Raw genomic sequence first — 25,942 nt, 5'->3', positions numbered from 1 at the left:
TAATTTTAAAATGATGACCTACTATTTTATACAGGTATTCGGTCTTACTCCTGAAGTGCACACTATATCTTTAGTTTATTTTTGTCATCCATTCTATTATCTAGGAACAAGGAAAAAAAGGAATATATTAATCTGCGAAATATTCAGGTTTTATCTTTTGTACCCATAACTGATCCTCTACGATTGCAATGATGGTATCTTTTATCACCCTGAATTCTTTGAGTTTCTGATCCCGTTGATGATAGAAATAAAAGCTGTGTCGGTATTCCTTTCGGTTCAAATCATAGACATCAATAATTCCGGCTGATTTCAATACCTTTTCATTTTCATATTTCCCCAAACGCTCACTGTTTATATAAAGATGATTTCCCCAAACAGAACTGGTTTTATTCACTAGGGTTGACTTTCCTAATTTATATACATTCTCCTTTTTGTAATAGCCAACATCAATCTGAGCACGCGAAATTGTGTCAATAGTTTTACCTGTAAATAGAAAGGATAGACGTTTATTGGCTACTTCAAATTGATTGCGGTAATAATAGACAAACACCATTTGATTCATGGGAGCATTCCATAACAAATCTCCATCGGTATCAAAGGTTCCATCTATTTGAGACTTTAATATGGAATCGCTCAGTATTAAATCGACCGTGTTGTTTCTTTTGCGCAGAATCCCCAAAACATTGGCTTGGGATTTTGTACGGGTTGTACTGATAAGTATTTGGTTGGAATCCAGCACCTGAAAATCATAAAAATAAGCTTCACCTTTTGAAAAAACTTCACCTTTCCAGTCGCTTGTTTTGCCTCGCAACAACACGGGCACCGTTCCGTCTCCTATAAAAAAGTAGGGAATCTGCACGTGGATTTTGATACGTTTAAAGGGTAAGTTGTAGTTTTCAATCTCAATTTTTATAAGCTCTGAAGCTCTCAAATCCCGACGGATGACTTTTAGATACAGCGGAGCATTGTAATTTCCTAAATAAATGTTTTGATCATCAATTCCTGCTATATAAAAAGCATTGGATTCCAATGGGAAACTACCTAATTCTTCCAATCTATGCGGGATATACTTCCGTTGAAAGGCATTGTTTCTTTTGATTTCTTTTTCGGATAAACCATATAACACTGCAACTAAGCTTATCCCAAATAAAAACAATCCTGTTATTTTAAAGATTATTGGCCTGATATTATCCACTAAACTGACCAATGCTAGAATGGCCAAAAGAATAAAAACCACATTGAAAATCAAATGTTCCGTCCACCCCAAATCTTCCAATACGCCCCCACAGGAACACGGAGTAAAAGAGGTGAAATTCAAAATAATGACGATGTACGCCGTAAACATTACCATCAGCAAAAAAGATAAATAAAGGCCTACCACACGGCTTTTCTCAAAAATCAAAAGCATAGATACCATCATTTCAATTAAAATAATCCCGTAGGAAATCGGAACGGCAAACGCACCCAAAACTGGGGATTGCCCCAATTGGGTTTGGAAGTCTTGGAATTCGAGTATCTTACTAACCGATGCATAAACAAACAATACGATATATAAATAACATATAAAATATACTATTAATTTTTTCTTTTTGATGTCAATATTAATCCCCATGATGAATTCTTATTTATCTCAATAATGTAAATTAATTGGCAAGTTTTTTATTTTGACAACAACTCATTTCAAATATATAAACATCAGAAAATCAAATTATTATCCATATCAAGCATTAGTTTTCCTATTTAGTGCATTTTAGCATTGATAAAGAATTATATCATTGAAGTGATAAAAATGAAGACCCATTTTCACAAAATAGAAAAAGGAAACTGAGATTACCAGGACAGTCAAAGACATATCATTCCTTTCGCTTCCTAGCAAGAATCTGATTGATACTCAAATATAATTTTGGATAAAAAAACATGAACTATATAACTAATGATGATCTGGAAAAGTTTCGCGTTTCTTTAATTGAAGACATTAAGAAAATACTACAAACTTATCATAGTGAAAATACTGAAAATAACGAAAACACAGAATGGCTCAGAAGTAAAATGATTAGAAAGATTTTGAACATTTCTCCCGGAACACTTCAGAATTTAAGGACGAGCGGAAAAATTCGTTATCAAAAAGTTTTAGGTTCTTATTACTACAGCAAATCTGATCTTTTAAAACTCTTTGATGGAAAATAATGTTTACTTGTCTCACTATTGGATAACTTACCTAATCTCAGTGTCAAATAATCCCGAAATTACTATATGGCACTTGACAATACTAATAGCAGTAGCCAGATTAGGTTTAAATCAAAAATCAGCAAAATCTATTGTAATAACAAGAAAATTACTTTTGAAACATTCAAAAATTAAAAGCATTCCTACATATCATAAGTACATCAAAGAACTAGTGAAATTGGGCATAATTCACTATACCCCATCCTATCACCCTTCCGGAAAAAGCCTTATCCAAATATTATAAGATTCTCATCTCAATCAGTAATTGCTTCTTTTATTCTTTGAATTTCCTGCTCTAATTTCCAAAGTTTCCCTAATGCGTCATTCTTATTCGAATTTAATATATCATCCGATAAATATTTAAATTCTTTGGTATTGCCTCGTTTCTCTTTAGCAAGTCTCTTCTGAAGCAACTTCATTTCTCTGTTTATCGTTTTACTTTCAGTAATTGCGTATTCTTCAGTTTGTTTGACAGAGTGATGTCCCAGCATTTCTTTGACCACATGTATTGGAACACCCATATTCAAAGTAACAGTACTTCCAAAAGTTCGTCTTGCTTTATGAGTGGTAAGTTCATTATCAATTCCACAGATAGCAGAAATTTCTTTCAAATATCCATTCATTTTTTGGTTAGACTTTACCGGCAAAGCTTGATTAGTAGTTTTACAGAAAGGATGATCCTTATATTTATCTAAAATTTGGATAGCCTTTGGTAAGAGCGGCACATCTGAGACTGAATTGGTTTTTTGCCGATTTGATATTATCCATAATTCACCATTTGAGCCTTTCTTGATATCTGATCTTTTTAAATTAAATACATCAATGTACGCCAAACCGGTATAACATTGAAAAACAAAAATGTCCCTTACAATAGCTAACCTTTCATTAGTTATTTCTTTTGATTCAATTCGCCGTAATTCTTCCCAGGAGAGTGGTCGTTTATTAAGTTTTACTTTCCTGATTTTAAATTGAATAAACGGATCAGAGTTGATAATTCCTTTAGCAACTGCTCTCAATACTATCTTCTTGAAATTACTGATATATTTAAGAGTGGTATTATGACTGCATTTCCTGACCGTTTTTAAATAAATTGCATATTCACTTATGAATTCATAATCGAGTTCATGGAATGTGATATCCTCTCTTTTATAATTGTGGCTTATGAATTCTTCTAAGTGTGATTTTGCAGTCTTATAACGCTCTAATGTCCCGGGAGCATATTCGGAAGAGACTAGTGCTTCGATCTCGTCATTATGCTTTTGAAATTCTATTAAAACATAGTTTTTCTTTCGGTCTGTTCCTTTTATGTGATTTATGATGTCAATTGTATAAATAATTTTATTTTCAGTAACCATTTTAGCTCTGAACATCATGATTTTAGATTCCAAAGAATCCAGATAAAAGTTTAAAACTTTCGCATCTTCTTTATTATCTCTTGCTCTTCCTCTTTTCTGATCCCATCTTGAAACGTTCCATTTCTTTTTGATCGAAATTTCCTTTGCAATTCCGTCTACTGTAACTCTCAAATAAATAAATCTATGGGGAGTTTCTCTCTTAGTCTTTTTTAAAAAGAATAATATTGCAAAACTATTTTCTAACATAACTTTAAATATTTATGGTTTATAAATTTCTAAATATTATGTCTTTGAATCAAGATGTTAAACTACTTAACATCTTATATTTTAATGAATTATACTTCAAATCGTGGCAGTTATTTTTCGGTCTGAAAAATTGCCACGATTAATGCAGAGTAATTTTGATTGCTTTTGAAAATTTTGTGATAGATGATTAATCAAAAAACCCTGCAATTCATTGTTATTACAGGGTTTTTGAAAATTTTAGAAGATTTTGAAAAGTCTAGCTTTTCATATTCAGCGGAGAAAGAGGGATTCGAACCCCCGGAGGTGTTACCCTCAACAGTTTTCAAGACTGCCGCAATCGACCACTCTGCCATTTCTCCAAATGGAAACCTTGACCGTTTCCTCATTTGTGGGTGCAAATATATAGTTTTTTAATTCAAATCTGCAAACCTAAATCGAAATTTCTATAGTCGTTCCCAATAAATCTTCGATCGTCTCTCTTTTTCTGATCAATTGCGCTTCACCATTGACCAACAAAACCTCTGCAGGTCTGAACCTTGAGTTATAATTGGAAGCCATTGAGAAACAATAAGCTCCGGCATTTAAAAAACACAAAACATCGCCCTCACGGATTTCATTTATTTTGCGATTGTTTCCAAAAGTATCGGTTTCACAAATATATCCGACTACGGTATAATATCTATTTCTTCCTTCCGGATTGGACAAATTCAGGATTTCATGGTGCGCACCATAGAACATAGGACGGATCAAATGGTTGAATCCACTGTCAATTCCGGCAAAAACCGTAGATGTCGTTTGCTTTACTACGTTGACTGAAGCCAGAAAATAACCTGATTGACTTACCAAATATTTCCCCGGTTCAAACATCAAGGTCAATTCTTTTCCATATTTCTTCTGAAAAACATTGAATCGATTGCCCAATTTTTCACCTAAATATTCGATATCCGTTTCATCACCATTTGGATAATAAGGCACTTTAAATCCACTTCCAAAATCCAAATAGTCCAAATCCTTAAAATCTTTTGCGACTTCAAATAAAATTTCCGCTCCTTGTAAAAACACATCGATGTCCAAAATATCAGATCCTGTATGCATGTGTATGCCATTGATTTTTAAACCTGTATTTTCCACCATTCTCTTTACAAGTGGCATCTGATGAACCGAAATCCCAAATTTAGAATCGATATGTCCTACCGAAATCTTTGAATTTCCACCAGCCATGATGTGTGGATTGATACGGATACAAACCGGATAATCAGGGAATTCATGTCCGAAATGTTCCAAAACCGAAATGTTATCAATGTTAATTTTCAACCCCAATTCCACAGCCATTTTAATTTCCTCAAAAGAAACACCATTTGGCGTATAAATGATTTCATTTGGCTCAAATCCGGCTTTCATACCGATCATCGCTTCTTGAATGGAAACCGTATCTAGACCGGAATTCAAAGATTTGAAAAATTTTAAAATGTTCAGATTTGTATTCGCTTTACAAGCATAATTTAATTTGACCTTCTTGACAGTAGAAAAAGCATTGATCATTCGCTCGTATTGAGCCCTCATAATTTCTGAATCGTACACGTAAACCGGCGTACCAAATTTCTCAGCAACATTTAGGAGCTGTTCTCTATCCATTGTCATATTAAAAATTTTTCTAAGTTGCAAAAGTATTAATTTGAATGAAAGATTAAAGCGAATTCTCAAATTTTCACTGTAAAAATCGCTAAATTGCAGGACTATTTTAAAATCATAACGCAAAACAAATTATGAAAGAAGTTGTCATCGTATCTGCCGTAAGAACGCCCATGGGCTCATTTTTAGGTGGATTATCTACTGTACCCGCTGTTCAATTGGGTGCAACTGCTATTAAAGGTGCTTTAGAAAAAATCAATTTAGATCCTTCAAAAGTTCAGGAGGTTTTTATGGGAAATGTTTTACAAGCCGGTGAAGGACAAGCTCCTGCCCGCCAAGCTGCTCTTGCTGCCGGTCTTCCCAATTCCGTTCCTTGTACTACCGTTAACAAAGTTTGTGCTTCAGGGATGAAAGCCGTGATGTTTGCTGCGCAAGCGATCAAATGTGGCGATGCCGAAATCGTCGTTGCCGGTGGAATGGAAAATATGTCCCAAACGCCATTTTACAATATGTCTGGTCGTACCGGAATCAAATTTGGAAATGCCGTTCAATTGGATGGAATCATTCAAGATGGACTTCAAGATGCCTACAACAAAAAAACAATGGGTTTTGCAGCTGATGCAACGGCTGTGAAATACAATATTTCAAGAGAAGCACAAGATGCTTTTGCCATCGAATCCTATACCCGTTCAGCCAATGCTTGGAAAGAAGGGAAATTTGCAGATGAAATCGTTCCGGTAGCAGTTCCTCAACGAAAAGGTGATCCGCTAATCGTTTCAGAAGATGAAGAATACAAATCTGCCAACTTCGAAAAATTCGCAAGTTTACGTCCGGCATTTGAAAGAGAAGGTACCGTTACCGCTGCAAATGCCTCTACTTTGAACGACGGTGCTTCTGCTTTGGTTTTGATGTCGAGAGAAAAAGCTGAGGAATTAGGCTTAAAACCATTGGCCAAAATCCTTTCTTATGGAGATGCAGCTCATGATCCTGAATTGTTTACCACGGCTCCTGCAAAAGCAGTTCCGGTTGCTTTGAAAAAAGCCGGATTGGACAAATCTGAAGTTGATTTCTGGGAATTCAACGAAGCTTTTTCCGTAGTTGGAATCGTGAACACCAATTTATTGGAATTGGATGCTGCGAAAATCAACGTAAACGGAGGTGCAGTTTCACTCGGACATCCTTTGGGAAATTCAGGTTCCAGAATTTTGGTTACGCTGATCAACGTATTGAAACAAAACGGCGGAAAAATCGGTGGAGCCGGGATCTGCAACGGAGGTGGTGGCGCTTCTGCGATGATTATTGAGAATGTAGAATAATTGTACAAAATACAATCTATAAAGTATCCTTGTCAAGTTTTTTTGGCAAGGATTTTTTATTTTCAAATTCCCAAATTATCCAATTTTCAAATTGAAAAATTATCTTTGTTCAAATTCATTTTTCTATGTCCATTCAAGAAAAAATCAATTCGCTTCGGGAAGAATTGAACCAGCATAATTACAATTATTACACACTTGACAATCCGACGATTTCCGATTTTGATTTCGATCAGAAATTAAAAGAATTACAAGAATTGGAAACGGCGCATCCCGAATTTTTCGATGCGAATTCTCCAACCCAAAGAGTTGGCGGAGCAGTTACCAAAAACTTTCCGACCATCGTTCACGAGTTTAGAATGTATTCCTTGGATAATTCTTATTCGATTGAAGATTTACAGGATTGGGAAAAAAGAATTGAAAAAACACTAGAAGAAAAAGTCGAATTTGTCTGCGAACTCAAATACGATGGCGCTTCGATATCCATTTTATATGAAAACGGCCAAATGAAACAAGCCGTCACACGCGGCGATGGATTTCAGGGCGATGAAGTCACTCAAAATATAAAAACCATCCGAACCGTTCCCTTAAAATTGAAGGGAAATTATCCCGAAAAATTCTACATCCGTGGCGAAATCATTTTACCGCTAAAAGAATTCAACCGCATCAATGCTGAACGGGAAAAAGAAGGTTTGGAATTATATGCCAACCCAAGAAATACGGCAAGCGGAAGCCTCAAACAACAAGACAGCGCTGAAGTTGCGAAACGAAATCTCGACTGTTATCTCTATACGATAGTGGGAAATAATTTGCCTTTTGAATCCCAATGGGAAATGTTGCAATCCGCTCAAAACTACGGATTTAAAATTCCTTCCACAGCCAAATTATGTTCGAATTTGGACGAAGTTTTGGCATTTATCGAATTTTGGGACAAAGAAAGAAAATTATTGCCCTTTGAAATCGATGGAATCGTCGTAAAAGTCAATTCATTTGCACAACAGAACGAACTCGGATTTACAGCCAAATCACCGCGCTGGTCGATGGCTTACAAATTCAAATCTGAAAAGGCTGAAACGGAATTGTTGAGCATTACCTATCAGGTCGGAAGAACCGGGGCGATTACACCGGTCGCCAATTTGAAGCCGGTTTCTCTCGCCGGAACGGTTGTGAAACGGGCTTCACTCCACAACGAGGACATCATCGAGAAATTGGATGTTCGGATTGGGGATATGGTTTATGTTGAAAAAGGTGGCGAAATCATCCCAAAAATCGTGGAAGTAAATTTGGATGTGCGACAACCTGATGCGCAGAAAATTGAATTCATCAAAAATTGTCCGGAATGCGGAACAGCACTCATTCGTAACGAAGGCGAAGCCCACCATTTCTGTCCCAATGAAGATGGATGCAAACCACAAATCATCGGGCGAATGGAACATTTTGTTTCAAGGAAAGCGATGGACATGGCAAGCATCGGTGGTGAAACAATTGTTTTGCTTTATGACAATGGTTTGGCAAAAGATGTGGCGGATTTTTATGATTTGAAAAAGGAAGATTTATTACCACTTGACAGGATGGCTGAAAAATCAGCACAAAACATCATCGATGCAATCGAAGAATCCAAAAAAATTCCATTTGAAAAAGTTTTGTATGCGATTGGAATTCGCCACGTGGGCGAAACGGTTGCTAAAAAATTGGCCAAAAAATTTCATTCGATTGAGAATTTGCAAAATGCAAGTTTGGAAGAATTGGAAAATGTGGAAGACATCGGAACGAAAATCGCGGAAAGTATCCAAGAATTCTTTTCCAAAGAAAAAAATCAAATCTTAATTGAACGGCTTAAAAAAGCAGGAATTCAACTCGAAATTGGCGAAGAAGAAAAACCGCTTTCCGATTTGTTAGAAGGAAAAACTTTTCTGTTTACCGGAACGTTGACGCAATTCACCCGTGAAGAAGCCCAAAAATTGGTGGAACAGAACGGTGGGAAAAATATTTCGGCGGTCAGTAAAAATTTGAATTATTTGATCGCAGGTGAGAAAGCCGGAAGCAAACTTAAAAAAGCAGAATCCATCGGAACGGTTGAAATCTTAACCGAAGATGAATTCTTAAAAATGATCCAGAATTAATTCTCCTTTTTTCGTTTTTCGTAAGGCGAATTGTCCATAGGATTGGCGCCAAAAGCGCCCATAAAAAAAGAAAGAATTGCCACAAAAATGGCGTATAAAATCATACCGATAAAAAATCCATAAAAAGGATTTTCACTGGAAAAATAGCCGATGCTCACTGCAATGAAAAATCCGACGATATAATAAATGTATACTTTTTTCATGGTCAAAATTAATTTGCAAAGGTACGGCTTACTTTTTCGATTCCCTCGATATTTTTCAATTGTTCTAAAATTCGTTCCAATTGAACCTTATTTTTAACTGAAACCGAAATTTTCCCATCAAAAACACCATCTTCTTCAGAAATATTGATGCTTCTGATGTGTACATGCAAATTGGAAGAAATGATTTTCGTGATGTCATTGACCAATCCAATTCTATCCAAACCGTGAATATTTATAATCGCCCGGTACAATTGGGAAGAAGAATCGATCCATTTGGCGCGGATAATCCGATAGGCTTGATTGGCTTGTAATGCAACTGCATTTGGACAATCTTTTTTATGTACCCTGATGCCTTTTGCAACCGTCACAAACCCAAATACTTTATCGCCCGCAATCGGATTACAACAGGAAGCCAAATCATAATCTAGTTTTTCTTCATCTGGTCCAAAAACCAGCGAATCGTATTTCTGCAGAATCAATTCTTCTGGCTGAGAAACGGTTTTGGCTTTTGGGCGGAATCGGTTGATAAAACCTGTAATACCTGATTTTCCTTCCGCAAATTTCCGCAAACTTTTGTTGTCAATTTCTCCCGTCGCAACTTTATAGAAAACATCCTGGCTGTTTTTCAATTTGAAAAAAACCTGCAAATCATTGACGATACTTTCACTAAAATCCAATTTCAAATGACGCAGTTTTCTGATCAGAATTTCCTTTCCCTCCTCAGAAGTTGCTCTGCGAGCAGCATTGAGCGAAGCTTTAATTTTTGATCTCGCCTTACTGGTGACCACAAATTCTAACCAATCCATCTTTGGTTTTTGATTAGGTGAAGTCAAGATTTCGACTTGATCACCACTTTGCAATTCATGGCTCAGCGGATAGAGTTTCCCATTCACTTTGGCTCCCAAACAAGTGTCGCCGATGTTACTGTGGATCGCATACGCAAAATCAAGCGATGAAGCACCCTTGGGCAAAGAAAACAAATCGCCTTTTGGCGTAAAAACATAGATTTCTTTGGCATACAAATTAAATTTGAAATTATCGATGAATTCAGATGCGTCCTGTCCTTCATTGTTTTCCAACATTTCCCGCACCTGACTGATCCATTCGTCTACTTTCGAATCTTCAACTTGGTAATTCTCCTTGTATTTATAATGCGCTGCCACTCCCCTTTCTGCCAATTCATCCATGCGCTCTGAACGGATTTGGACTTCTACCCATCTCGCCATCGGGCCCATTACGGTTATGTGTAAAGATTCATATCCGGTAGATTTGGGTTGGGAAATCCAGTCGCGTAATCGTTTAGGATTGGGGCGGAAGATGTCGGTCACGACCGAATAAATTTTCCAAGCCACAAATTTTTCGTTCTTTTTGTCGGACCGGTAAATAATACGGATGGCAAATTTGTCGTAGACTTCCTCAAAAGAAACATGCTGAGAAAGCATTTTTCGGTGAATGGAAAACACGGATTTTGAACGGCCTTTGATCTCAAATTCCAAACCTTCTTCTACCAATCTTTCGTTGACCGTTTGGGTAAAATCATGGATGTATTTTTCTCTTTCTTCTTTGGTTTCAATTAATTTTTGTTCTATGCTTGCGTATTCGTCCGGTTTGGTATATTTCAAACTCAAATCTTCCAATTCCGATTTGATGTTGTACAATCCCATACGGTGTGCGAGCGGCGCATAAATAAAAATCGTTTCAGATGCGATTTTCAGCTGTTTGTCCTCTTGCATGGATTCTAGCGTCCGCATATTGTGCAAACGATCAGCAATTTTGATGAGAATAACACGAACGTCTTCTGAAAGTGTTAAAAGGAGTTTTTTATAATTCTCCGATTGGATCGAAACATCTTGTTTGTTCAACACCGAAATTTTGGTCAAACCATCGATGATTCTGGCGATTTTCTCCCCAAATATTTCACGGATATCATCCAGCGTATAATCTGTATCTTCCACTACGTCATGCAACAATGCGGCTGCAATACTCGTCGCGCCCAATCCGATTTCATCAGCGACGATTTTGGCCACTTCAATCGGATGAAAAATATAAGGTTCGCCCGACTTTCTGCGTTGGTCTTTATGCGCTTCCACCGCCAAATCAAACGCCTTACGGATCAACTTTTTGTCATCCGTCGTTAAGGTTTGATACGAATGTTTCAACAATAATTTATACCGTCTTGAAATCTCCTGATTTTCCTTCTCTATAGGATCTAATACCTTCTCTTCTGCCATAGGTTAAAGTTAATTAAATTGTTCCGAAATCACAAGATGTCTTTGATCAGAACTGGTGGCCGACCGACGACTGCTTTTCTTCCGTTTATGACTATGGGTCGTTCCATCAAAGCTGGATGTTCTATCATTGCTTGGATAATTTCATCATCAGTCAAATCTTGACCTTCAAAATTCTCCTTCCATGCCTTTTCTTTTTTCCGTACCAAATCCAAAGGTCTAATTCTCAATTTTTGAATAATTGATTCTAAATCATTTTTAGACATAGGCGCTTTCATGTATTCTACAACTTCAAAATCTTTACCGGAATCTTCTATGATTTGCTTGCCTTCTCTACTTTTGCTGCATCTATTATTGTGGTAAATTTTTATCATTGTATAATTTTTGTAATTTAATTCTTTCTAATTTTCGAAGATATATATTCTAATTTTACTACTCAAAAAAATAAATATTGAATCTAAAATCCATTCACCATATCGCCATGATTTGCTCTGATTATCCGGTTTCTAAAAAATTCTACACAGAAATATTAGGTTTAGAAATTATCCGAGAAGTGTATCGAGCAGAACGAAATTCGTACAAATTGGATTTGGCACTCAATGGAAAATATATAATCGAATTGTTTTCTTTTCCAGATCCACCGGAAAGAGTTTCTCAACCGGAAGCTACGGGACTTCGGCATCTGGCATTTGAAGTCGAAGACTTAGAAAAAGCAATTGAAGAATTGAATTCCAAAAACGTTCAAACCGAACCGATTCGAACCGATGAATTCACCAGAAAAAGATTTACTTTTTTTGCTGACCCGGATGGATTGCCATTGGAATTGTATGAAATTGAATTAACCTAAAAGAACATCCAAACTCATCATCACCACAAATCCGGCGACAAATCCCAAAGTTGCAATGTCTGTATTTCCACTTTGCTGGGTTTCCGGAACGACTTCCTCAATTACCACATAAATCATGGCAGCCGCTGCAAAAGCTAGTGCGTAAGGTAAAATCGGAGTGAAAAAAGTTACGGCCAAAGCGCCCAAAACCCCAAAAATGGGTTCGACGATGGCAGAAGCTTGTCCGTACATAAAGCTTTTTCGGCGCGAAAGTCCCATTCGGCGAAGCGGCATAGCCACCGCTATTCCTTCCGGAAAATTCTGAATTCCAATTCCGATGGCCAAAGTCAGAGCGCCTGCAATGGTCGCTTCGGGAATTCCCGCTGCAACGCCACCAAATAAAACACCGACCGCCAAACCTTCGGGAATATTGTGAAGTGTTATCGCCAAAGTGAGCAAAGTCGTACGTTGCCAAGGCGTTTTCACTCCTTCCGCTTGTTTGAAGTTGATGTGTAAATGCGGTAAAATTTTGTCCAATCCAAAAAGAAAAAATGCACCTAAAACAAATCCAAATGCGACCGGAAAAATCTTCATTATCCCTTGGCCTGAACTCATTTCTACAGCGGGCGCCAGCAAACTCCAATAACTCGCCGCAATCATCACGCCACCGGTAAACCCCAACATACCGTCGAGAAAAACGCGGTTCATGGTCTTAAAGAAAAACACAAGAGAAGCGCCTAAGGCAGTCAGTCCCCACGTAAACAACGTCGCATACAAAGCGGCTAATACAGGAGGAATGCTTTCAAAATAGTCAACTATATATTGAAACATTCAAATAATTTTTACAAATCTAAAATTGTTAGTCAAATCTAACAAATATTTTTGATTAATTTTTATTCTGAAATATGAAAGGGATTAATTAGATTTGAAAAAAAGAAACACGTCATGAACAAAGCAGCATCTGAATTGGTTTTAAATCCGGACGGAAGTGTATATCATTGCAATATTTTACCAGAACAATTAGCCGATTTGGTTATTACGGTGGGTGATCCTGATCGTGTGGAAAAAGTTTCCCAATATTTTGATGAAATCGAATTCAAAACCCGAAAAAGAGAAATAGTCACCCATACAGGAAGTCTGAATGGAAGACGGATCACCGTAATTTCTACCGGAATGGGAACGGACAATATTGATATTGTTTTCAGCGAATTGGATGCGTTAGCAAACATCGATTTGAAAACCGGTGAAATCAAAGAAGATTTACGGCAGTTGCAATTTGTACGATTGGGAACTTCAGGCGCTTTGCACCAAGACATTCCGGTGGATAGTGTTGTGTTGAGCTCCCATGGATTGGGTATGGACGGTTTGTTGCATTTTTATGAAGATTCGTTGATGGTACGGGATTTGGATATGGAAGAAGCCTTTTATGAGCATGCCGATTGGGACGATTCTAAGGCTGTTCCTTATGTAGTGAAAAGTTCGACTGAACTTTTGGAACAACTTTCATCTGATCAAACCATCAACGGAATAACCGCTACAGCTTTGGGATTTTATGGTCCACAAGGACGAAATCTACGACTGGCACCCCATCCGGTTGATATCAATGAAATTCTTTCAAGTTTCTCACATAACGATCATCGGATCACCAATTTCGAAATGGAAACTTCAGGCATTTATGGTCTTGCTGCGATGATGGGTCACGAAGCGCTTTCGGTCAATTGCATTGTGGCAAACCGTGCTTTGGGAGAGTTTAGTAAGGATTCCTTTAAAAGCGTAGATAAGATGATTCAGTATGCGTTGGAGAAGTTGACAAATAGTTAGATGAAAAGATATATTTTTTTGCTTTTGATGTTTTGCAGTTTATTTTCTTATTCTCAAAAGTTAGAATGGAAAACTATTTCTGAATCCTATTCGATTGCGGTGATTTCTGAAAACAAAGTCGAATTGTTAAATGAAAATGATAGCTTGAATTTAGAGTTTTACCAATATGATCCTGAAAAAGAATTTGAAATAATGAATTTTCAAGATTCTGAAATTAGCCATAGGATCTCTAAAAAAGATTTAATTGAAAAAACAAAAAATGATCTCATCTTGTACAAAGATTCAGAATATGCGGTAAAGTATCTAATGATTTATGATTCGATTACAGTAGAAATTTTCTTAAAAAATTCGATTTCTGATATAGATTTTGACAATTTAAAGAATCGGTTAAAAGAAAATTTCAAATCAGATGAATTCCGTTATATTTCAAAAGAAGAGGCTCAAAAAATCGCGGAAAAAGAGCTAGGAATTCCATATAATTTTTTTGAAGAAAATATATTTCCAGCAAGTTTTATTATTCAATTCAAAAGTACAACTGAAATTGTATCAAAAATCAAAAAAATTATGGATGAATTGAAAACCCAAAATTTCATTGACGAAATCACAACGGAAGGTTTGGAAAACCATTCATTTATATTGAAAATAGTTACCTAACTCAACTCAGCACCGAATAAAAATCCTCGATGATTTCCAGTTCCGTGCGAAATGCATGCATTTTATCGGCAAATTTTTCCAATGATTTTTGTTGAAGTTCCTGGGCGAAATTTTGTTGGTAATCCTCTAAATCATGACGAGAATGGCAAGTGTACTGTGCCGAATAATTGGCGCTTCCCTCCTCTTTGTGCGAAACCAGTTTTGAAAATCTGCACGAAATAAATTTACCCGTATTCATCACGTCTGGGATATGGGTCTTTTTCATCCATTGTACCCATTCCGTTTCTACTGTTTCGTCAATGTTGATTGTTACGCTGTAAATTATCATAGTCCAAAATTTCTACAGCGAATATAGGATTTAATTTGAAAAAACTTAGTTTAAATGATTTAAATCAAAAATCCATTCGTAATTCTGACATCTAAACTCAAAATTCTTACATTAGCTTTTTATTAAAATTTCAATTTATAATGGACGAAACACAAAGGTTTATAACCGATAACAAGCAAAGATTTTTAGATGAATTATTGGAATTACTCAGAATTCCTTCGGTGAGTGCTGATCCTGCCTACAATCAGGATGTGCTGAACACAGCAGAAAAAGTAGCAGAATTTTTAAACGCAGCAGGCGCTGACAATGTTGAAGTTTGTGAAACAAGTGGTTACCCAGTAGTTTATGGCGAAAAAATCATCGATCCTTCTCTTCCGACCGTTTTGGTTTATGGCCATTATGATGTTCAGCCAGCTGATCCTATGGAACTTTGGGAATCAGGACCCTTTGATCCGGTTATTAAGAAAACAGAAATTCATCCGGAAGGTGCCATTTTTGCGCGAGGCGCTGCCGATGACAAAGGACAATTTTTTATGCATGTAAAGGCTTTTGAGGCGATGAACAAATCAGGAGAACTTCCTTGCAATATCAAATTTATGATTGAGGGAGAAGAAGAAGTGGGTTCCTCGAGTTTAGGTGAATTCGTCCGAAACAATAAAGAAAAGCTGAAAAACGATATCATTTTGATTTCCGATACTGAAATTATTTCAAACGATCAACCTTCTATTTCGGTAGGTTTAAGAGGTTTGAGCTATGTAGAAGTGGAAGTAAAAGGAGCCGATTTGGATATGCATTCGGGCGTATATGGAGGCGCTGTGCCAAACCCGATCAACGTTTTGTCTCGAATGATCGCTAAATTGCACGACGATGACGGACGGATTACCATTCCCGGATTTTATGATGAGGTAGAAGATCTTTCAGCAGAAGACCGAGCCGAAATGGCTAAAATTCCTTTTGATTTGGAAGGGTATAAAAAATCAATCGGGATTGCTGATATTCAAGGAGAAAAAGGTTATTCCACTATCGAACGTGCGTCTATTCGTCCTACGCTTGATGTAAATGGAATTTGGGGCGGATATACCGGCAAAGGCGCTAAAACTGTCATTGCTTCGCATGCCTATGCAAAAATTTCTATGCGATTGGTGCCCAATCAAGACCCGGAAAAAATCACACAACTTTTTGCCGATTATTTCCCTACGCTTGCTCCTTCTTCCGTCGAAGTAATTGTAAAACCCCATCACGGAGGACACGGATATGTTTTACCGACTTCCGATCAAGGTTTCCAAGCGGCTAAAAAAGCGATGACGCATACTTTCGGAAAAGAAGCTTTGGCTACAAGAGGCGGCGGAAGTATTCCGATTGTGGCTTTGTTTGAAAAAGAATTGGGTTCTAAATCGGTATTGATGGGATTTGGTTTGAATTCGGATGTGATCCATTCGCCAAATGAAAACTTTGGATTATTTAATTTCTATAAAGGAATCGAAACGATTCCGTATTTCTTTCAATATTATACGGAAGGATAATTCTTCAAAATAAATAAAAAAAGCAGTCAAATAAGACTGCTTTTTTTCTACCACCAATTCGCCTCAGGCAAGGCATAATAAGTTGTGTCGGTTTGATTCTGCCAAGGAGCTTGTGGGAAATTCCATTGTTCATCTACATCATCTAGAAATCTGGAAATGGATTGTTCTCCCCACTGAAAACCAACTTCATACGTCTTTTCTCCATTTGAAATTTCTCCAAACAAATAAATATTAGAAGAACCGGAAACGCCATTGGTAAACAATGTTGCTTTTTCTATGGTAAAAGTTGCGCCTTTTGGAAATCGGTCAATTTCCGCAACATCTTCGTTTCCAGAACGAAGTTGTTCGCTGACATATTGCCATTTCGTCTGCAAACTATCTGTAAATTCGTATGGAAAATATTCATCAGTATGAGATTTCAATTTTTCATTGAATATCAAAATTTCTTGGTTCAATTCCACCTTTTTCCCAACCCAATTCTGAAAAGGTTGTTCATCACTCACATCTGTAGATTTGGTTTTAATGGTAAAATAAAGGAAAAACCCAAACAATAGAATTCCCAATAGAAAAACACCGCCTAAAATGAACAGAACTTTCTTTAATGTCATCTAATTCGAATTATTTCTTGACCACATCATAGACATCTTTCCTCCTGTCTTTCAGGTTTTTAACACTTCCAAATTCATGCAATTCCGTCAACAAATCCAAATCGACATCAGAAATCAGAATCATTTCGGTATTGGGTGTAGTTTCGGCTTTCACACCATTGGATGGAAAAGCAAAATCACAAGGCGTTAAGACCATGGATTGTGCATATTGAATGTCCATATTGTGAACATTTGGTAAATTTCCGACACTTCCTGCGATGGCGACGTAACATTCGTTTTCTATGGCGCGGGCTTGGGAACAATGACGCACGCGTGAAAACCCATTTTGGGTATCGGTTAAAAAGGGAACGAATAAGATTTTCATTCCATCTTCTGCCAACAAACGACTCAATTCCGGAAATTCTGAATCGTAACAAATCAAAATCCCAACTTTCCCGCAATCGGTATCAAAAACCTTGATTTCTTTTCCGACTTGCATTCCCCAAACTTTGGCTTCGTCCGGCGTGACATGGATTTTCTCATAGCGTTCCAGCGTTCCGTCTCTTTTGCATAAATAACCCACGTTATAAAGTTTTCCATCTTTCATTTCGGGCATGCTTCCTGAAATGATGTTGATGTTATAGGAAATCGCCAATTCGGAAAATTTCGAAACGATTTCTTCGGTATATTCTGCCAATTTTCGGATAGCTTCCGGTTCAGAAAGATGGTTGTATTTTGCCATGAGCGGCGCATTAAAAAATTCGGGAAATAGAGCAAAATCAGAACGATAACCGGAAAGAGCATCCACGAAATATTCGACTTGTTGCATCAATTCTTTTACGTCTTTGTAGGGACGCATCTGCCACTGAACCAACCCGATACGCACGACTGTTTTTTTTGCAACAGCTTTGGTTGTGGGTTTTTGGTAATAAATATTGTTCCATTCGAGAAGGATAGCAAATTCATTTGAAGCTTCATCTCCTTCCAGATATCCTTTTAAGATTTTGATGGGGTGGAAATCATTGGACAATTGAAAATCCAAAACGGGATCGTGAATTTCTTTGGTTCTGACTTTTTCCAAATATTGTTTTGGAGTAAGATTGTTTGCGTATTTATGGTAGTTTGGAATCCTGCCACCAAATACGATTCCTCTTAAATTCAATTTCTCACATAATTCTTTTCTATAATCATACAACCTACGTCCCAAACGCAATCCTCTGAATTCCGGTTTGATGAAAACCTCAATTCCATAAAGGACATCGCCATTTGGATCATGGGAATTGAACGTATAATTGGCTGTAATTTCTTTGTATGTATGGGGTTTTGAAGTAATATAATCAGCGGTTGTCAAGATGGACAAAGCACACCCGGCTATTTTCCCATTGACTTTAAGAACGACTTGTCCATCCGGAAATTTGTTCAATAAGGATTGTATATGATTTTCTTTCCAGTACATTTCTCCCATCGTCGCATAGGACGAAATCATGGCTTCTTTTAACTCTTGATAATCCTGAATGGAAAGATATTCCAATTCGATATTCTCTATTTCCGGTTGTTGCATAATTTGAATTCTTATAAATCTAAGATAAGTATTGAATTGAAAATAAACAAAAAAAGCAACCCGATTTGGATTGCTTTTCTGTATGATCAAAAGATTAAATTAATCTTTCTTTTCTTCCGTTCCTTCTTCAGCAGTAGGTTCTTCAGCAGTTTCCGCTTTTGGTTCTTCAACCTTAGCTTCTTCTACTGCAGGTGCTTCCTCAGCTGCTTCCGCTTTTACTTCTTCAACTGTTTCTTCCGTTTTTGTTTCAGTTTCAGCAGCTTTGCTACTTCCTCTTCTACTTCTTCTGGTTTTCTTTTCAGGTTTAGCTGAAGTGTACAATTCGTTGAAGTCAACCAATTCGATCATCGCCATATCAGCACCATCTCCTTGACGGAATCCGGTTTTGATGATGCGGGTATATCCACCCGGACGATCTGCGATTTTTGGTGCTACTTCACGGAACAATTCTGCAACTGCTTCTTTGTCTTGTAAATAACTAAATACCACACGACGGTTGTTGGTGTCGTCTGTCTTTGATTTTGTAATCAAAGGTTCTATATATCGTTGCAATGATTTTGCTTTTGCAACGGTAGTGTTGATTCTTTTATGTGTAATCAATGAGGAAGCCATGTTGGAAAGCATCGCTTTTCTGTGCGAAGCTGTTCTTCCTAAATGATTGATTTTTTTACCGTGTCTCATTTTAATAAAATTATTCTACGTCTAACTTATATTTGGAAATATCCATTCCGAAACTTAATCCTTTGTTGTCTACCAATTCTTCCAATTCGGTCAAAGATTTTTTACCGAAGTTTCTGAATTTCATCAAATCTGATTTGTTGTAAGAAACCAATTCGCCTAAAGTTTCTACTTCAGCTGCTTTCAAACAATTCAATGCACGAACTGACAAATCCATATCGACCAATTTGGTTTTCAATAATTGTCTCATGTGAAGTGCTTCTTCGTCATAAGTTTCGCCGTAGGCTACTTCCTCTGCTTCTAAAGTAATTCTTTCGTCAGAGAACAACATGAAATGGTGGATCAAGATTTTTGCTGTTTCAGTCAATGCATCTTGTGGAGAAATAGAACCGTCTGTAGTGATTTCCAAAACCAATTTTTCATAGTCGGTTTTTTGTTCCACACGATAGTTTTCAACGCTATATCGCACATTCTTAATCGGCGTATAAATCGCATCAATAGCGATGGTTCCGATTGGCGCATTGGCTTTTTTATTGTCATCAGCCGGTACGTACCCACGTCCTTTTTCGATGGTAAAAGTGAAGTCCAATTTCACTTTTTTATCCATGTTTGCAATTACAAAGTCAGGGTTTAGGATTTGAAATCCGGAAATAAATTTCCCCAAATCTCCCGCTGTCAATTGTTCTTGCCCGGAAATGGAAACGGTAACGGTTTCAGAATCAGATTCGCTGATTTGTCTTTTGAATCGAACTTTTTTCAAGTTCAAGATAATTTCGGTCATGTCTTCTACTACACCAGAGATGGTTGAGAATTCATGGTCAACTCCTTCGATTTTCACAGAAGTGATCGCATATCCTTCTAGAGAAGAAAGCAATACTCTGCGCAAAGCGTTTCCGATGGTCAGACCATAACCTGGCTCTAACGGACGGAATTCGAATTGTCCAAAATTAGCGTTTGATTCGATTAAGACTACTTTGTCCGGCTTTATAAAGTTTAAAATTGTCATCTTTTTTTCTAAGATTTTTTAGTTTAACCAAAACCTTTCGGTTTCTCCACTTGTTATAAATTCTTGTATTCTAATTATTTAGAATATAATTCGACGATCAATTGTTCTTTGATGTCTTCCGGAATCTGAATTCTTTCTGGAACAGAGTTAAATGTACCTGACATTTGTTCGTCATTCCAGATCAACCAGTCATAAGTAGATCGAGATTTCAATGAATCTGTAATTGCGCTCAATGTTTTTGACTTTTCGCGTACGGCCACAACATCTCCCGGTTTTAACTGATAAGATGGAATGTTTACCACTTCTCCGTTTACGGTAATGTGTTTGTGTGATACGAATTGTCTTGCTGCACTACGACTTGGCGCGATACCGAAACGGTATACTGCGTTATCCAAACGAGATTCACAAAGTTGCAATAAAATCTCACCTGTAATCCCCGGTTTAGCGTTTGCTTTTTTATACATATTTGCAAATTGACGCTCAAGGATTCCGTAAGTATATTTTGCTTTTTGTTTTTCTTCTAACTGAACTGCATATTCAGATTTTTTCCCTCTTCTTTTGTTTGGGCCATGCATCCCTGGAGGGTATTTTTTCTTTTCGAAGCTTTTGTCATCACCAAAAATGGTTTGTCCGAATTTTCTAGCGATTTTGGTTTTTGGTCCTGTATATCTTGCCATTTTTCTTTAAATTTTAAAATTAGAATTTAGAAATTAGATTTTCACTAATTCGATTAAACTCTTCTACGTTTTGGTGGACGACAACCGTTGTGTGGCAATGGTGTTACGTCGATGATTTCGCTTACTTCGATACCTCCGTTATGAATAGTACGGATTGCAGATTCGCGACCTTGTCCAGGTCCTTTTACATAAACCTTTACTCTTCTCAATCCTGCTTCCAGCGCTTGAGCTGTTGCATCTTGAGCAGCTACTTGCGCAGCATAAGGTGTATTCTTTTTAGATCCTCTGAAGCCCATTTTCCCGGCTGATGACCAAGAAATTACTTCACCATTCTTATTAGTCAAAGTGATGATCACGTTGTTGAAAGAAGCCTGGATATGTGCCTGACCTGTTGCTTCAACGATCACTTTTCTTTTCTTAACTGTTTTTTGATTCTTTGCCATAACTACTATCTATTATTTAGTGGCTTTTTTCTTGTTAGCAACTGTTTTCTTTTTCCCTTTTCTCGTACGAGAATTGTTTTTAGTTCGCTGTCCTCTAAGAGGTAATCCAAGACGGTGACGGATCCCTCGCTGACATCCGATGTCCATCATACGTTTGATGTTCAACTGGACTTCTGAACGAAGTTCACCTTCCACTTTGTAGTTCTCAGTAATTGCCAAACGGATTGCGTTGATTTCATCATCGTTCCATTCGTTTACTTTTTTGTCTTTGTCGACATTGGCTTGATCCAATATCTTCTGTGCTGTGCTTTTACCAATTCCGTAGATATAGGTCAATCCTATTTCTCCTCTTTTGTTTTTTGGTAAGTCTACTCCTGAAATACGTGCCATATCTTAACCTTGTCTTTGTTTAAATTTAGGATTCTTTTTATTAATCACGTAAAGCACGCCTTTCCTGCGTACTATTTTGCACTCAGCACTTCTTTTTTTGATAGATGCTCTAATTTTCATTTTAGTTCCTTTTTTAAATGCTCCGGCTTTATGCCTCCTGTCGTTTTATTTTTGTTTCAAGTTTCAAGTTCAAAGTTTCAACTAATTACTATTCACTCGTTACTAATTACTTAATATCTGTAGGTAATTCTACCCTTTGTCAAATCATAAGGTGACATTTCTATTTTCACTTTATCACCTGGCAATAATTTGATATAATGCATACGCATCTTTCCAGAAATATGAGAGGTCACGATGTGACCATTCTCTAATTCCACTCTGAACATCGCGTTTGACAATGCTTCGATAATCGTTCCGTCTTGTTCTATATGTTTCTGTTTCGCCATAAATTTAATTCTCCCTTGTCAGAAAGTTTGCAAATGTACAATAAATTAATTACTTAAGCAACGTTTTTTGTACGACCCGTTGACATCAATCCATCGTAATGGTGGTTCAACAAATAAGTGTTAATTTGTTGGATCGTATCCAAAATTACAGCTACCATGATCAACAAAGAAGTTCCTCCGTAAAACATCGCCAAACTTTGATCTACACCAAATAAGTGCGCAATCGCTGGAAGAATCGCTACAAATACAAGGAACAAAGATCCAGGAAATGTGATTTTAGATAAAATATCGTCTAAATAATCCGCTGTGTCTTTACCTGGTTTGATACCCGGAATGATTCCGCCGTTTCTTTTCAAATCGTCAGCCATTTGGTTAACCGGAATCGTGATCGCCGTATAGAAAAAGGTAAATACTACGATCAATACTGCAAATATCGCACTGTGTTGCCATGAGAATGGATCAGATACTTTTGCCAAAAACATCATCATCGGCGAATCTGCTTCTGAAACCAAACCTACCAAAGTAGCAGGTAAAAACATGATCGCTTGAGCAAAGATGATCGGCATCACACCAGATGCATTTACTTTTAAAGGAATATAAGAACGAACTGAATCAGTCATTGAACGCATATAACTGCTGCTTCCAGCTTGGGCTCTACGCACATACTGTACCGGAACTTTTCTTACCGCTTGTACCAAAAGCACACATAACATGATGACTACCAATAAAGCGACGATTTCCAATAAGAACATGATTCCACCGGTTGTGTCCAACTCAAATGCATTGATCAACGCACGTGGGAAATCGGCCAAAATACCTACCATAATCAAAATGGAGATACCATTACCAATTCCTCTGTCTGTGATTTTTTCACCCATCCACATGGTAAAGATCGTTCCTGTTACCAAAATAATCGTTGATGGGAAAATGAACCAGAATGTTCCAGGATCTACCAAATAAGCAGAATGGAAACCACCGTTGTATGGTAATAATTGGGTTTGTAATAAAGTCAAATAAGCCGGTGCCTGAACCAAACAGATCGCAATGGTTAACCAACGCGTAATTTGGGTGATTTTTTTACGACCACTGTCACCGTCTTTTTGTAATTTTTGTAAATAAGGAACTGCCAATCCCATCAACTGTACAACAATGGATGCAGAGATATAAGGCATGATCCCTAATGCTAAAATGGAAGCTCTGTTAAAAGAACCTCCTGTAAAAGAGTTTAATAATCCTAGAAGACCTCTCTGATCCTCAGATTGAGCAGCTAATAATCTGGTTACCTCGTTCACATCAATTCCCGGAAGTGGGATATAAGAACCAAATCGGTAAACAATAAGAAAAAAGAACGTAAGAATTAATTTTTCTCTTAGCTCTGTGATGCTCCAAATATTTTTAATTGTTTGTACAAACCCTTTCATGTGTTCATTTGTATTTTTTCTGTTGTAACATGGATATTTACTACATGCTTTATAGAAATGGTTAAACCGAACAAATGGAACCACATTGTGATTCCATCATTCGGTCAATTTTTGATTTATTTTCCAGTCAATTCAGCTTTACCTCCGGCTTTTTCGATGGCTTCTTGAGCTGTCTTCGTGTATTTGTCAACAGTGATGTTTACACTTGCTTTCAATTCACCACGACCCAAAACTTTCACCAAATCGTTTTTATGTGCCAAACCTTGTTTTACAAGATCTTCTTTGGTAAGGGTATCTTTGATTTTCTTTTCATCTACCAATCTTTGGATCACATCCAAATTGATTCCGTTGTATTCCACACGGTTGATGTTTTTGAAACCAAATTTCGGGGCACGTCTTTGCAAAGGCATCTGACCTCCTTCGAAACCGACTTTCTTAGAAGAACCAGAACGGGACTTTTGTCCTTTGTGTCCACGGCCTGAAGTTCCGCCGTTTCCGCTCGCTTCTCCTCTACCTTTTCGGAATTTATTTTTTACTGAACCTGCAGCAGGTTTTAGATTATTTAATTTCATCTTTTAAATTTTAAATTTTGAATGAAAATTTTGCAAGCAAAACTTATCTTTCAACGGTTACTAAATGACCTACTTTCTTGATCATACCTTCGATCTGAGGTGTAGATTCATGCTCTACTACCTGGTTCAACTTTCTCAATCCCAAAGCTACCAAAGTTGCTTTTTGGGATTTATCGCGATTGATTGCGCTTCGTACTTGTTTTACTCTTACTTTACTCATCTCTGCGATTATTTTCCGTTAAACACTTTTCCTACCGAAATACCTCTTTGACGTGCAATTACACCTGCACTTCTCAAATCCAACAAAGCTTTAAAAGTTGCTTTTACCACGTTGTGTGGGTTGGAAGATCCTTTGGATTTTGACAATACATCATGGATTCCTACTGATTCCAATACCGCACGAACCGCACCACCGGCGATCAATCCCGTACCATGAGAAGCTGGTCTCAAAAATACGTGTCCTCCACCATATCTTGCTTCGATTTCATGTGGAACTGTATGTCCATCCAATGGGATTCTTACCAAATTTTTCTTTGCATCTTCAACTGCTTTTGCGATCGCAGAAGCAACTTCTTTTGATTTTCCCAATCCATAACCAACTACGCCTTTTCCGTCACCTACTACTACGATAGCAGAGAATCCGAAAGCACGCCCACCTTTGGTTACTTTAGTTACACGTTGTACGCCTACCAAACGGTCTGTTAATTCGATTCCCGCCGGTTTTACTTTTTCTATGTTTTTGTATCCTAACATCTTTTCTTTTTCTTAGAATTTTAAACCTCCTTCTCTTGCTCCGTCAGCCAAAGCTTTGATTCTACCATGGTAAACGAAACCGTTTCGGTCAAATACAACTACTTCGATTCCTTTTGCTGTCGCTTTTTCAGCGATTAACTTTCCAACTGCAGCAGACTGTTCTGTTTTAGTCCCTGTAGCTTTCGTTTCTCTTGATGATGCAGAAGCAAGTGTAACACCTGCGTTGTCATCTACCAATTGAGCGTAAATTTCTTTATTGGAACGGTACACAGAAAGTCTTGGTCTTTCCGCTGTTCCAAAGATATTACGACGAACACGTCTTTTTATCTTTTGTCTTTTTTCTGTTTTTGATAGTGCCATTGTTCGATTATAATTTATTAGGCAGATTTACCTGCTTTTCTTCTGATGATTTCTCCTACGAATTTGATACCTTTTCCTTTGTACGGTTCAGGCTTACGGAAAGAACGAATCTTTGCCGTTACCATTCCCAACAATTGGTTGTCGTGAGAAGTTAAAATGATAGTTGGATTCTTCCCTTTTTCTGCAGTTGTCTCTACTTTCACCTCTTTTGGCAATTCCAAAACGATGTTGTGTGAGAAACCTAAAGATAAATCCAATCTTTGTCCTTGTGCAGCCGCTCTGTAACCAACCCCAACCAATTCCAATTCTTTTTTGAAACCTTCTGTAACTCCTGTTACCATGTTGTTGATAAGCGCTCTGTAAAGTCCGTGTAAAGCTTTGTCTTCTTTTGATTCAGAAGGTCTTACCACGGTCATTTGTCCGTCTTCGATTTTTAACTCAAATCCTTCTTTGATGGCTTGAGTCATTTCGCCGTTTTTACCTTTTACCGTAACCACACCGTCTTTTGACTCGACAGTAGTTCCGGCTGGGATAGAAATGATTGCGTTACCTATTCTTGACATTTTCTTT

At 37.3% G+C, this 25,942-nt stretch carries 30 protein-coding genes and 1 tRNA gene; 7 read left to right on the top strand and 24 right to left on the bottom strand.

Features of this window, described 5'->3' with window-relative positions; translation table 11 throughout:
* Window positions 1-127: 127 nt before the first annotated feature.
* On the bottom strand, window positions 128-1,612 hold the full coding sequence (locus HU137_RS11135; protein WP_182043927.1) for a MauE/DoxX family redox-associated membrane protein: 1,485 nt from the start codon (window positions 1,610-1,612) through the stop codon (window positions 128-130).
* Window positions 1,613-1,917: 305 nt separating this feature from the next.
* On the opposite strand from HU137_RS11135, the gene HU137_RS11130 reads away from it, so the two are divergent.
* Complete coding sequence (locus tag HU137_RS11130) at window positions 1,918-2,187, top strand: helix-turn-helix domain-containing protein (protein ID WP_182043926.1); 270 nt, start codon at window positions 1,918-1,920, stop codon at window positions 2,185-2,187.
* A 293-nt stretch (window positions 2,188-2,480) separates the two neighbouring features.
* Here the strand turns inward: HU137_RS11130 and HU137_RS11125 are convergent, their stop codons facing one another.
* The 3 genes from HU137_RS11125 to lysA form a co-directional block, all read right to left on the bottom strand.
* Window positions 2,481-3,827, bottom strand: a complete 1,347-nt coding sequence (locus tag HU137_RS11125; RefSeq protein WP_182043925.1) for a site-specific integrase — start codon at window positions 3,825-3,827, stop codon at window positions 2,481-2,483.
* Window positions 3,828-4,101: 274 nt separating this feature from the next.
* Window positions 4,102-4,186, bottom strand: a tRNA-Ser gene (locus HU137_RS11120).
* A 70-nt stretch (window positions 4,187-4,256) separates the two neighbouring features.
* Window positions 4,257-5,462, bottom strand: a complete 1,206-nt coding sequence (gene lysA / locus HU137_RS11115; RefSeq protein ID WP_182044140.1) for a diaminopimelate decarboxylase — start codon at window positions 5,460-5,462, stop codon at window positions 4,257-4,259.
* A 131-nt stretch (window positions 5,463-5,593) separates the two neighbouring features.
* On the opposite strand from lysA, the gene HU137_RS11110 reads away from it, so the two are divergent.
* Both HU137_RS11110 and ligA read left to right on the top strand, forming a co-directional pair.
* Window positions 5,594-6,775 (top strand): thiolase family protein, encoded by a 1,182-nt coding sequence (locus HU137_RS11110; RefSeq protein ID WP_182043924.1) that lies wholly within the window; start codon window positions 5,594-5,596, stop codon window positions 6,773-6,775.
* Window positions 6,776-6,900: 125 nt separating this feature from the next.
* A complete protein-coding gene (ligA, locus tag HU137_RS11105) occupies window positions 6,901-8,895 on the top strand; it encodes an NAD-dependent DNA ligase LigA (protein WP_182043923.1) in 1,995 nt (664 codons plus the stop codon).
* Here the strand turns inward: ligA and HU137_RS11100 are convergent.
* The 3 genes from HU137_RS11100 to arsC are packed head-to-tail and all read right to left on the bottom strand — an operon-like array spanning window position 8,892 to window position 11,700.
* On the bottom strand, window positions 8,892-9,098 hold the full coding sequence (locus tag HU137_RS11100; protein WP_182043922.1) for a hypothetical protein: 207 nt from the start codon (window positions 9,096-9,098) through the stop codon (window positions 8,892-8,894). The two genes, ligA and HU137_RS11100, sit on opposite strands and share 4 nt — an antisense overlap.
* Window positions 9,099-9,106: 8 nt before the next feature.
* Window positions 9,107-11,329, bottom strand: coding sequence for a RelA/SpoT family protein (locus HU137_RS11095; RefSeq protein ID WP_182043921.1), 2,223 nt, complete (start codon window positions 11,327-11,329; stop codon window positions 9,107-9,109).
* A 29-nt stretch (window positions 11,330-11,358) separates the two neighbouring features.
* Window positions 11,359-11,700, bottom strand: a complete 342-nt coding sequence (gene arsC, locus HU137_RS11090) for an arsenate reductase (glutaredoxin) (protein WP_182043920.1) — start codon at window positions 11,698-11,700, stop codon at window positions 11,359-11,361.
* Between the two features lie 74 nt (window positions 11,701-11,774).
* Here arsC and gloA2 point away from each other — a divergent pair, with 74 nt between their 5' ends.
* Complete coding sequence (gene gloA2, locus HU137_RS11085; protein WP_182044139.1) at window positions 11,775-12,173, top strand: SMU1112c/YaeR family gloxylase I-like metalloprotein; 399 nt, start codon at window positions 11,775-11,777, stop codon at window positions 12,171-12,173.
* On the opposite strand, the gene HU137_RS11080 is transcribed toward gloA2, so the two are convergent.
* On the bottom strand, window positions 12,165-12,983 hold the full coding sequence (locus HU137_RS11080; RefSeq protein WP_182043919.1) for a ZIP family metal transporter: 819 nt from the start codon (window positions 12,981-12,983) through the stop codon (window positions 12,165-12,167). The genes gloA2 and HU137_RS11080 overlap by 9 nt on opposite strands.
* Window positions 12,984-13,097: 114 nt before the next feature.
* On the opposite strand from HU137_RS11080, the gene HU137_RS11075 reads away from it, so the two are divergent.
* Both HU137_RS11075 and HU137_RS11070 read left to right on the top strand, forming a co-directional pair.
* A complete protein-coding gene (locus HU137_RS11075; protein WP_182043918.1) occupies window positions 13,098-13,973 on the top strand; it encodes a nucleoside phosphorylase in 876 nt (291 codons plus the stop codon).
* Window positions 13,974-14,627 (top strand): cell division protein FtsX, encoded by a 654-nt coding sequence (locus tag HU137_RS11070; protein WP_246361548.1) that lies wholly within the window; start codon window positions 13,974-13,976, stop codon window positions 14,625-14,627.
* 1 nt (window position 14,628) lies between these two features.
* Here the strand turns inward: HU137_RS11070 and HU137_RS11065 are convergent, their stop codons facing one another.
* Entirely contained in the window at window positions 14,629-14,955 is a 327-nt protein-coding gene (locus tag HU137_RS11065; protein ID WP_182043917.1) for a DUF4286 family protein, read from the bottom strand.
* A gap of 140 nt (window positions 14,956-15,095) precedes the next feature.
* Here HU137_RS11065 and HU137_RS11060 point away from each other — a divergent pair, with 140 nt between their 5' ends.
* Window positions 15,096-16,478 carry a dipeptidase gene (locus HU137_RS11060; protein ID WP_182043916.1) on the top strand — a complete coding sequence of 461 codons (1,383 nt, stop codon included), beginning with the start codon at window positions 15,096-15,098 and terminating at the stop codon, window positions 16,476-16,478.
* 47 nt (window positions 16,479-16,525) lie between these two features.
* Here the strand turns inward: HU137_RS11060 and HU137_RS11055 are convergent, their stop codons facing one another.
* From HU137_RS11055 to rplF, 15 genes are all read right to left on the bottom strand, one after another.
* On the bottom strand, window positions 16,526-17,086 hold the full coding sequence (locus tag HU137_RS11055; RefSeq protein WP_182043915.1) for a hypothetical protein: 561 nt from the start codon (window positions 17,084-17,086) through the stop codon (window positions 16,526-16,528).
* Window positions 17,087-17,096: 10 nt separating this feature from the next.
* On the bottom strand, window positions 17,097-18,626 hold the full coding sequence (locus HU137_RS11050; protein WP_182043914.1) for a carbon-nitrogen hydrolase family protein: 1,530 nt from the start codon (window positions 18,624-18,626) through the stop codon (window positions 17,097-17,099).
* 99 nt (window positions 18,627-18,725) lie between these two features.
* Window positions 18,726-19,307: a 50S ribosomal protein L17 gene (gene rplQ / locus HU137_RS11045; RefSeq protein WP_182043913.1), complete on the bottom strand. Its 582-nt coding sequence runs from the start codon at window positions 19,305-19,307 to the stop codon at window positions 18,726-18,728.
* Between the two features lie 10 nt (window positions 19,308-19,317).
* The gene (locus tag HU137_RS11040) at window positions 19,318-20,310 is read right to left on the bottom strand and encodes a DNA-directed RNA polymerase subunit alpha (protein WP_182043912.1); all 993 of its coding nucleotides are present in this window, start codon (window positions 20,308-20,310) and stop codon (window positions 19,318-19,320) included.
* 74 nt (window positions 20,311-20,384) lie between these two features.
* A complete protein-coding gene (gene rpsD / locus HU137_RS11035; RefSeq protein WP_182043911.1) occupies window positions 20,385-20,987 on the bottom strand; it encodes a 30S ribosomal protein S4 in 603 nt (200 codons plus the stop codon).
* Between the two features lie 53 nt (window positions 20,988-21,040).
* The gene (gene rpsK, locus HU137_RS11030) at window positions 21,041-21,430 is read right to left on the bottom strand and encodes a 30S ribosomal protein S11 (protein ID WP_182043910.1); all 390 of its coding nucleotides are present in this window, start codon (window positions 21,428-21,430) and stop codon (window positions 21,041-21,043) included.
* Between the two features lie 12 nt (window positions 21,431-21,442).
* The gene (gene rpsM, locus HU137_RS11025; RefSeq protein ID WP_182043909.1) at window positions 21,443-21,820 is read right to left on the bottom strand and encodes a 30S ribosomal protein S13; all 378 of its coding nucleotides are present in this window, start codon (window positions 21,818-21,820) and stop codon (window positions 21,443-21,445) included.
* A gap of 3 nt (window positions 21,821-21,823) precedes the next feature.
* Window positions 21,824-21,940, bottom strand: coding sequence for a 50S ribosomal protein L36 (gene rpmJ / locus HU137_RS11020; RefSeq protein ID WP_182043908.1), 117 nt, complete (start codon window positions 21,938-21,940; stop codon window positions 21,824-21,826).
* A gap of 110 nt (window positions 21,941-22,050) precedes the next feature.
* Window positions 22,051-22,266 (bottom strand): translation initiation factor IF-1, encoded by a 216-nt coding sequence (infA, locus tag HU137_RS11015; RefSeq protein ID WP_182043907.1) that lies wholly within the window; start codon window positions 22,264-22,266, stop codon window positions 22,051-22,053.
* 53 nt (window positions 22,267-22,319) lie between these two features.
* Entirely contained in the window at window positions 22,320-23,687 is a 1,368-nt protein-coding gene (secY, locus tag HU137_RS11010) for a preprotein translocase subunit SecY (protein WP_182043906.1), read from the bottom strand.
* A gap of 116 nt (window positions 23,688-23,803) precedes the next feature.
* Window positions 23,804-24,259, bottom strand: a complete 456-nt coding sequence (rplO, locus tag HU137_RS11005; RefSeq protein WP_182043905.1) for a 50S ribosomal protein L15 — start codon at window positions 24,257-24,259, stop codon at window positions 23,804-23,806.
* 43 nt (window positions 24,260-24,302) lie between these two features.
* A complete protein-coding gene (rpmD, locus tag HU137_RS11000) occupies window positions 24,303-24,479 on the bottom strand; it encodes a 50S ribosomal protein L30 (RefSeq protein ID WP_182043904.1) in 177 nt (58 codons plus the stop codon).
* 8 nt (window positions 24,480-24,487) lie between these two features.
* Window positions 24,488-25,012: a 30S ribosomal protein S5 gene (rpsE, locus tag HU137_RS10995; RefSeq protein ID WP_182043903.1), complete on the bottom strand. Its 525-nt coding sequence runs from the start codon at window positions 25,010-25,012 to the stop codon at window positions 24,488-24,490.
* Between the two features lie 12 nt (window positions 25,013-25,024).
* Window positions 25,025-25,372: a 50S ribosomal protein L18 gene (gene rplR / locus HU137_RS10990; protein ID WP_182043902.1), complete on the bottom strand. Its 348-nt coding sequence runs from the start codon at window positions 25,370-25,372 to the stop codon at window positions 25,025-25,027.
* 17 nt (window positions 25,373-25,389) lie between these two features.
* Window positions 25,390-25,935, bottom strand: coding sequence for a 50S ribosomal protein L6 (gene rplF / locus HU137_RS10985; RefSeq protein ID WP_182043901.1), 546 nt, complete (start codon window positions 25,933-25,935; stop codon window positions 25,390-25,392).
* Window positions 25,936-25,942 lie beyond the last annotated feature (7 nt).

It is taken from the genome of Moheibacter lacus, assembly GCF_014042165.1.
Lineage (GTDB): Bacteria > Bacteroidota > Bacteroidia > Flavobacteriales > Weeksellaceae > Moheibacter > Moheibacter lacus.
This window is presented reverse-complemented; position numbering and strand designations above follow the sequence as displayed.

Excerpts from the sequence above, each read along its gene's own strand:
- HU137_RS11135 (WP_182043927.1), bottom strand. The coding sequence starts at position 1,612 with ATGGGGATTAATATTGACATCAAAAAGAAAAAATTAATAGTATATTTT.
- HU137_RS11130 (WP_182043926.1), top strand. The coding sequence starts at position 1,918 with ATGAACTATATAACTAATGATGATCTGGAAAAGTTTCGCGTTTCTTTA.
- HU137_RS11125 (WP_182043925.1), bottom strand. The coding sequence starts at position 3,827 with ATGTTAGAAAATAGTTTTGCAATATTATTCTTTTTAAAAAAGACTAAG.
- lysA (WP_182044140.1), bottom strand. The coding sequence starts at position 5,462 with ATGGATAGAGAACAGCTCCTAAATGTTGCTGAGAAATTTGGTACGCCG.
- HU137_RS11110 (WP_182043924.1), top strand. The coding sequence starts at position 5,594 with ATGAAAGAAGTTGTCATCGTATCTGCCGTAAGAACGCCCATGGGCTCA.
- ligA (WP_182043923.1), top strand. The coding sequence starts at position 6,901 with ATGTCCATTCAAGAAAAAATCAATTCGCTTCGGGAAGAATTGAACCAG.
- HU137_RS11100 (WP_182043922.1), bottom strand. The coding sequence starts at position 9,098 with ATGAAAAAAGTATACATTTATTATATCGTCGGATTTTTCATTGCAGTG.
- HU137_RS11095 (WP_182043921.1), bottom strand. The coding sequence starts at position 11,329 with ATGGCAGAAGAGAAGGTATTAGATCCTATAGAGAAGGAAAATCAGGAG.
- arsC (WP_182043920.1), bottom strand. The coding sequence starts at position 11,700 with ATGATAAAAATTTACCACAATAATAGATGCAGCAAAAGTAGAGAAGGC.
- HU137_RS11080 (WP_182043919.1), bottom strand. The coding sequence starts at position 12,983 with ATGTTTCAATATATAGTTGACTATTTTGAAAGCATTCCTCCTGTATTA.
- HU137_RS11075 (WP_182043918.1), top strand. The coding sequence starts at position 13,098 with ATGAACAAAGCAGCATCTGAATTGGTTTTAAATCCGGACGGAAGTGTA.
- HU137_RS11070 (WP_246361548.1), top strand. The coding sequence starts at position 13,974 with ATGAAAAGATATATTTTTTTGCTTTTGATGTTTTGCAGTTTATTTTCT.
- HU137_RS11065 (WP_182043917.1), bottom strand. The coding sequence starts at position 14,955 with ATGATAATTTACAGCGTAACAATCAACATTGACGAAACAGTAGAAACG.
- HU137_RS11060 (WP_182043916.1), top strand. The coding sequence starts at position 15,096 with ATGGACGAAACACAAAGGTTTATAACCGATAACAAGCAAAGATTTTTA.
- HU137_RS11055 (WP_182043915.1), bottom strand. The coding sequence starts at position 17,086 with ATGACATTAAAGAAAGTTCTGTTCATTTTAGGCGGTGTTTTTCTATTG.
- HU137_RS11050 (WP_182043914.1), bottom strand. The coding sequence starts at position 18,626 with ATGCAACAACCGGAAATAGAGAATATCGAATTGGAATATCTTTCCATT.
- rplQ (WP_182043913.1), bottom strand. The coding sequence starts at position 19,307 with ATGAGACACGGTAAAAAAATCAATCATTTAGGAAGAACAGCTTCGCAC.
- HU137_RS11040 (WP_182043912.1), bottom strand. The coding sequence starts at position 20,310 with ATGACAATTTTAAACTTTATAAAGCCGGACAAAGTAGTCTTAATCGAA.
- rpsD (WP_182043911.1), bottom strand. The coding sequence starts at position 20,987 with ATGGCAAGATATACAGGACCAAAAACCAAAATCGCTAGAAAATTCGGA.
- rpsK (WP_182043910.1), bottom strand. The coding sequence starts at position 21,430 with ATGGCAAAGAATCAAAAAACAGTTAAGAAAAGAAAAGTGATCGTTGAA.
- rpsM (WP_182043909.1), bottom strand. The coding sequence starts at position 21,820 with ATGGCACGTATTTCAGGAGTAGACTTACCAAAAAACAAAAGAGGAGAA.
- rpmJ (WP_182043908.1), bottom strand. The coding sequence starts at position 21,940 with ATGAAAATTAGAGCATCTATCAAAAAAAGAAGTGCTGAGTGCAAAATA.
- infA (WP_182043907.1), bottom strand. The coding sequence starts at position 22,266 with ATGGCGAAACAGAAACATATAGAACAAGACGGAACGATTATCGAAGCA.
- secY (WP_182043906.1), bottom strand. The coding sequence starts at position 23,687 with ATGAAAGGGTTTGTACAAACAATTAAAAATATTTGGAGCATCACAGAG.
- rplO (WP_182043905.1), bottom strand. The coding sequence starts at position 24,259 with ATGAAATTAAATAATCTAAAACCTGCTGCAGGTTCAGTAAAAAATAAA.
- rpmD (WP_182043904.1), bottom strand. The coding sequence starts at position 24,479 with ATGAGTAAAGTAAGAGTAAAACAAGTACGAAGCGCAATCAATCGCGAT.
- rpsE (WP_182043903.1), bottom strand. The coding sequence starts at position 25,012 with ATGTTAGGATACAAAAACATAGAAAAAGTAAAACCGGCGGGAATCGAA.
- rplR (WP_182043902.1), bottom strand. The coding sequence starts at position 25,372 with ATGGCACTATCAAAAACAGAAAAAAGACAAAAGATAAAAAGACGTGTT.
- rplF (WP_182043901.1), bottom strand. The coding sequence starts at position 25,935 with ATGTCAAGAATAGGTAACGCAATCATTTCTATCCCAGCCGGAACTACT.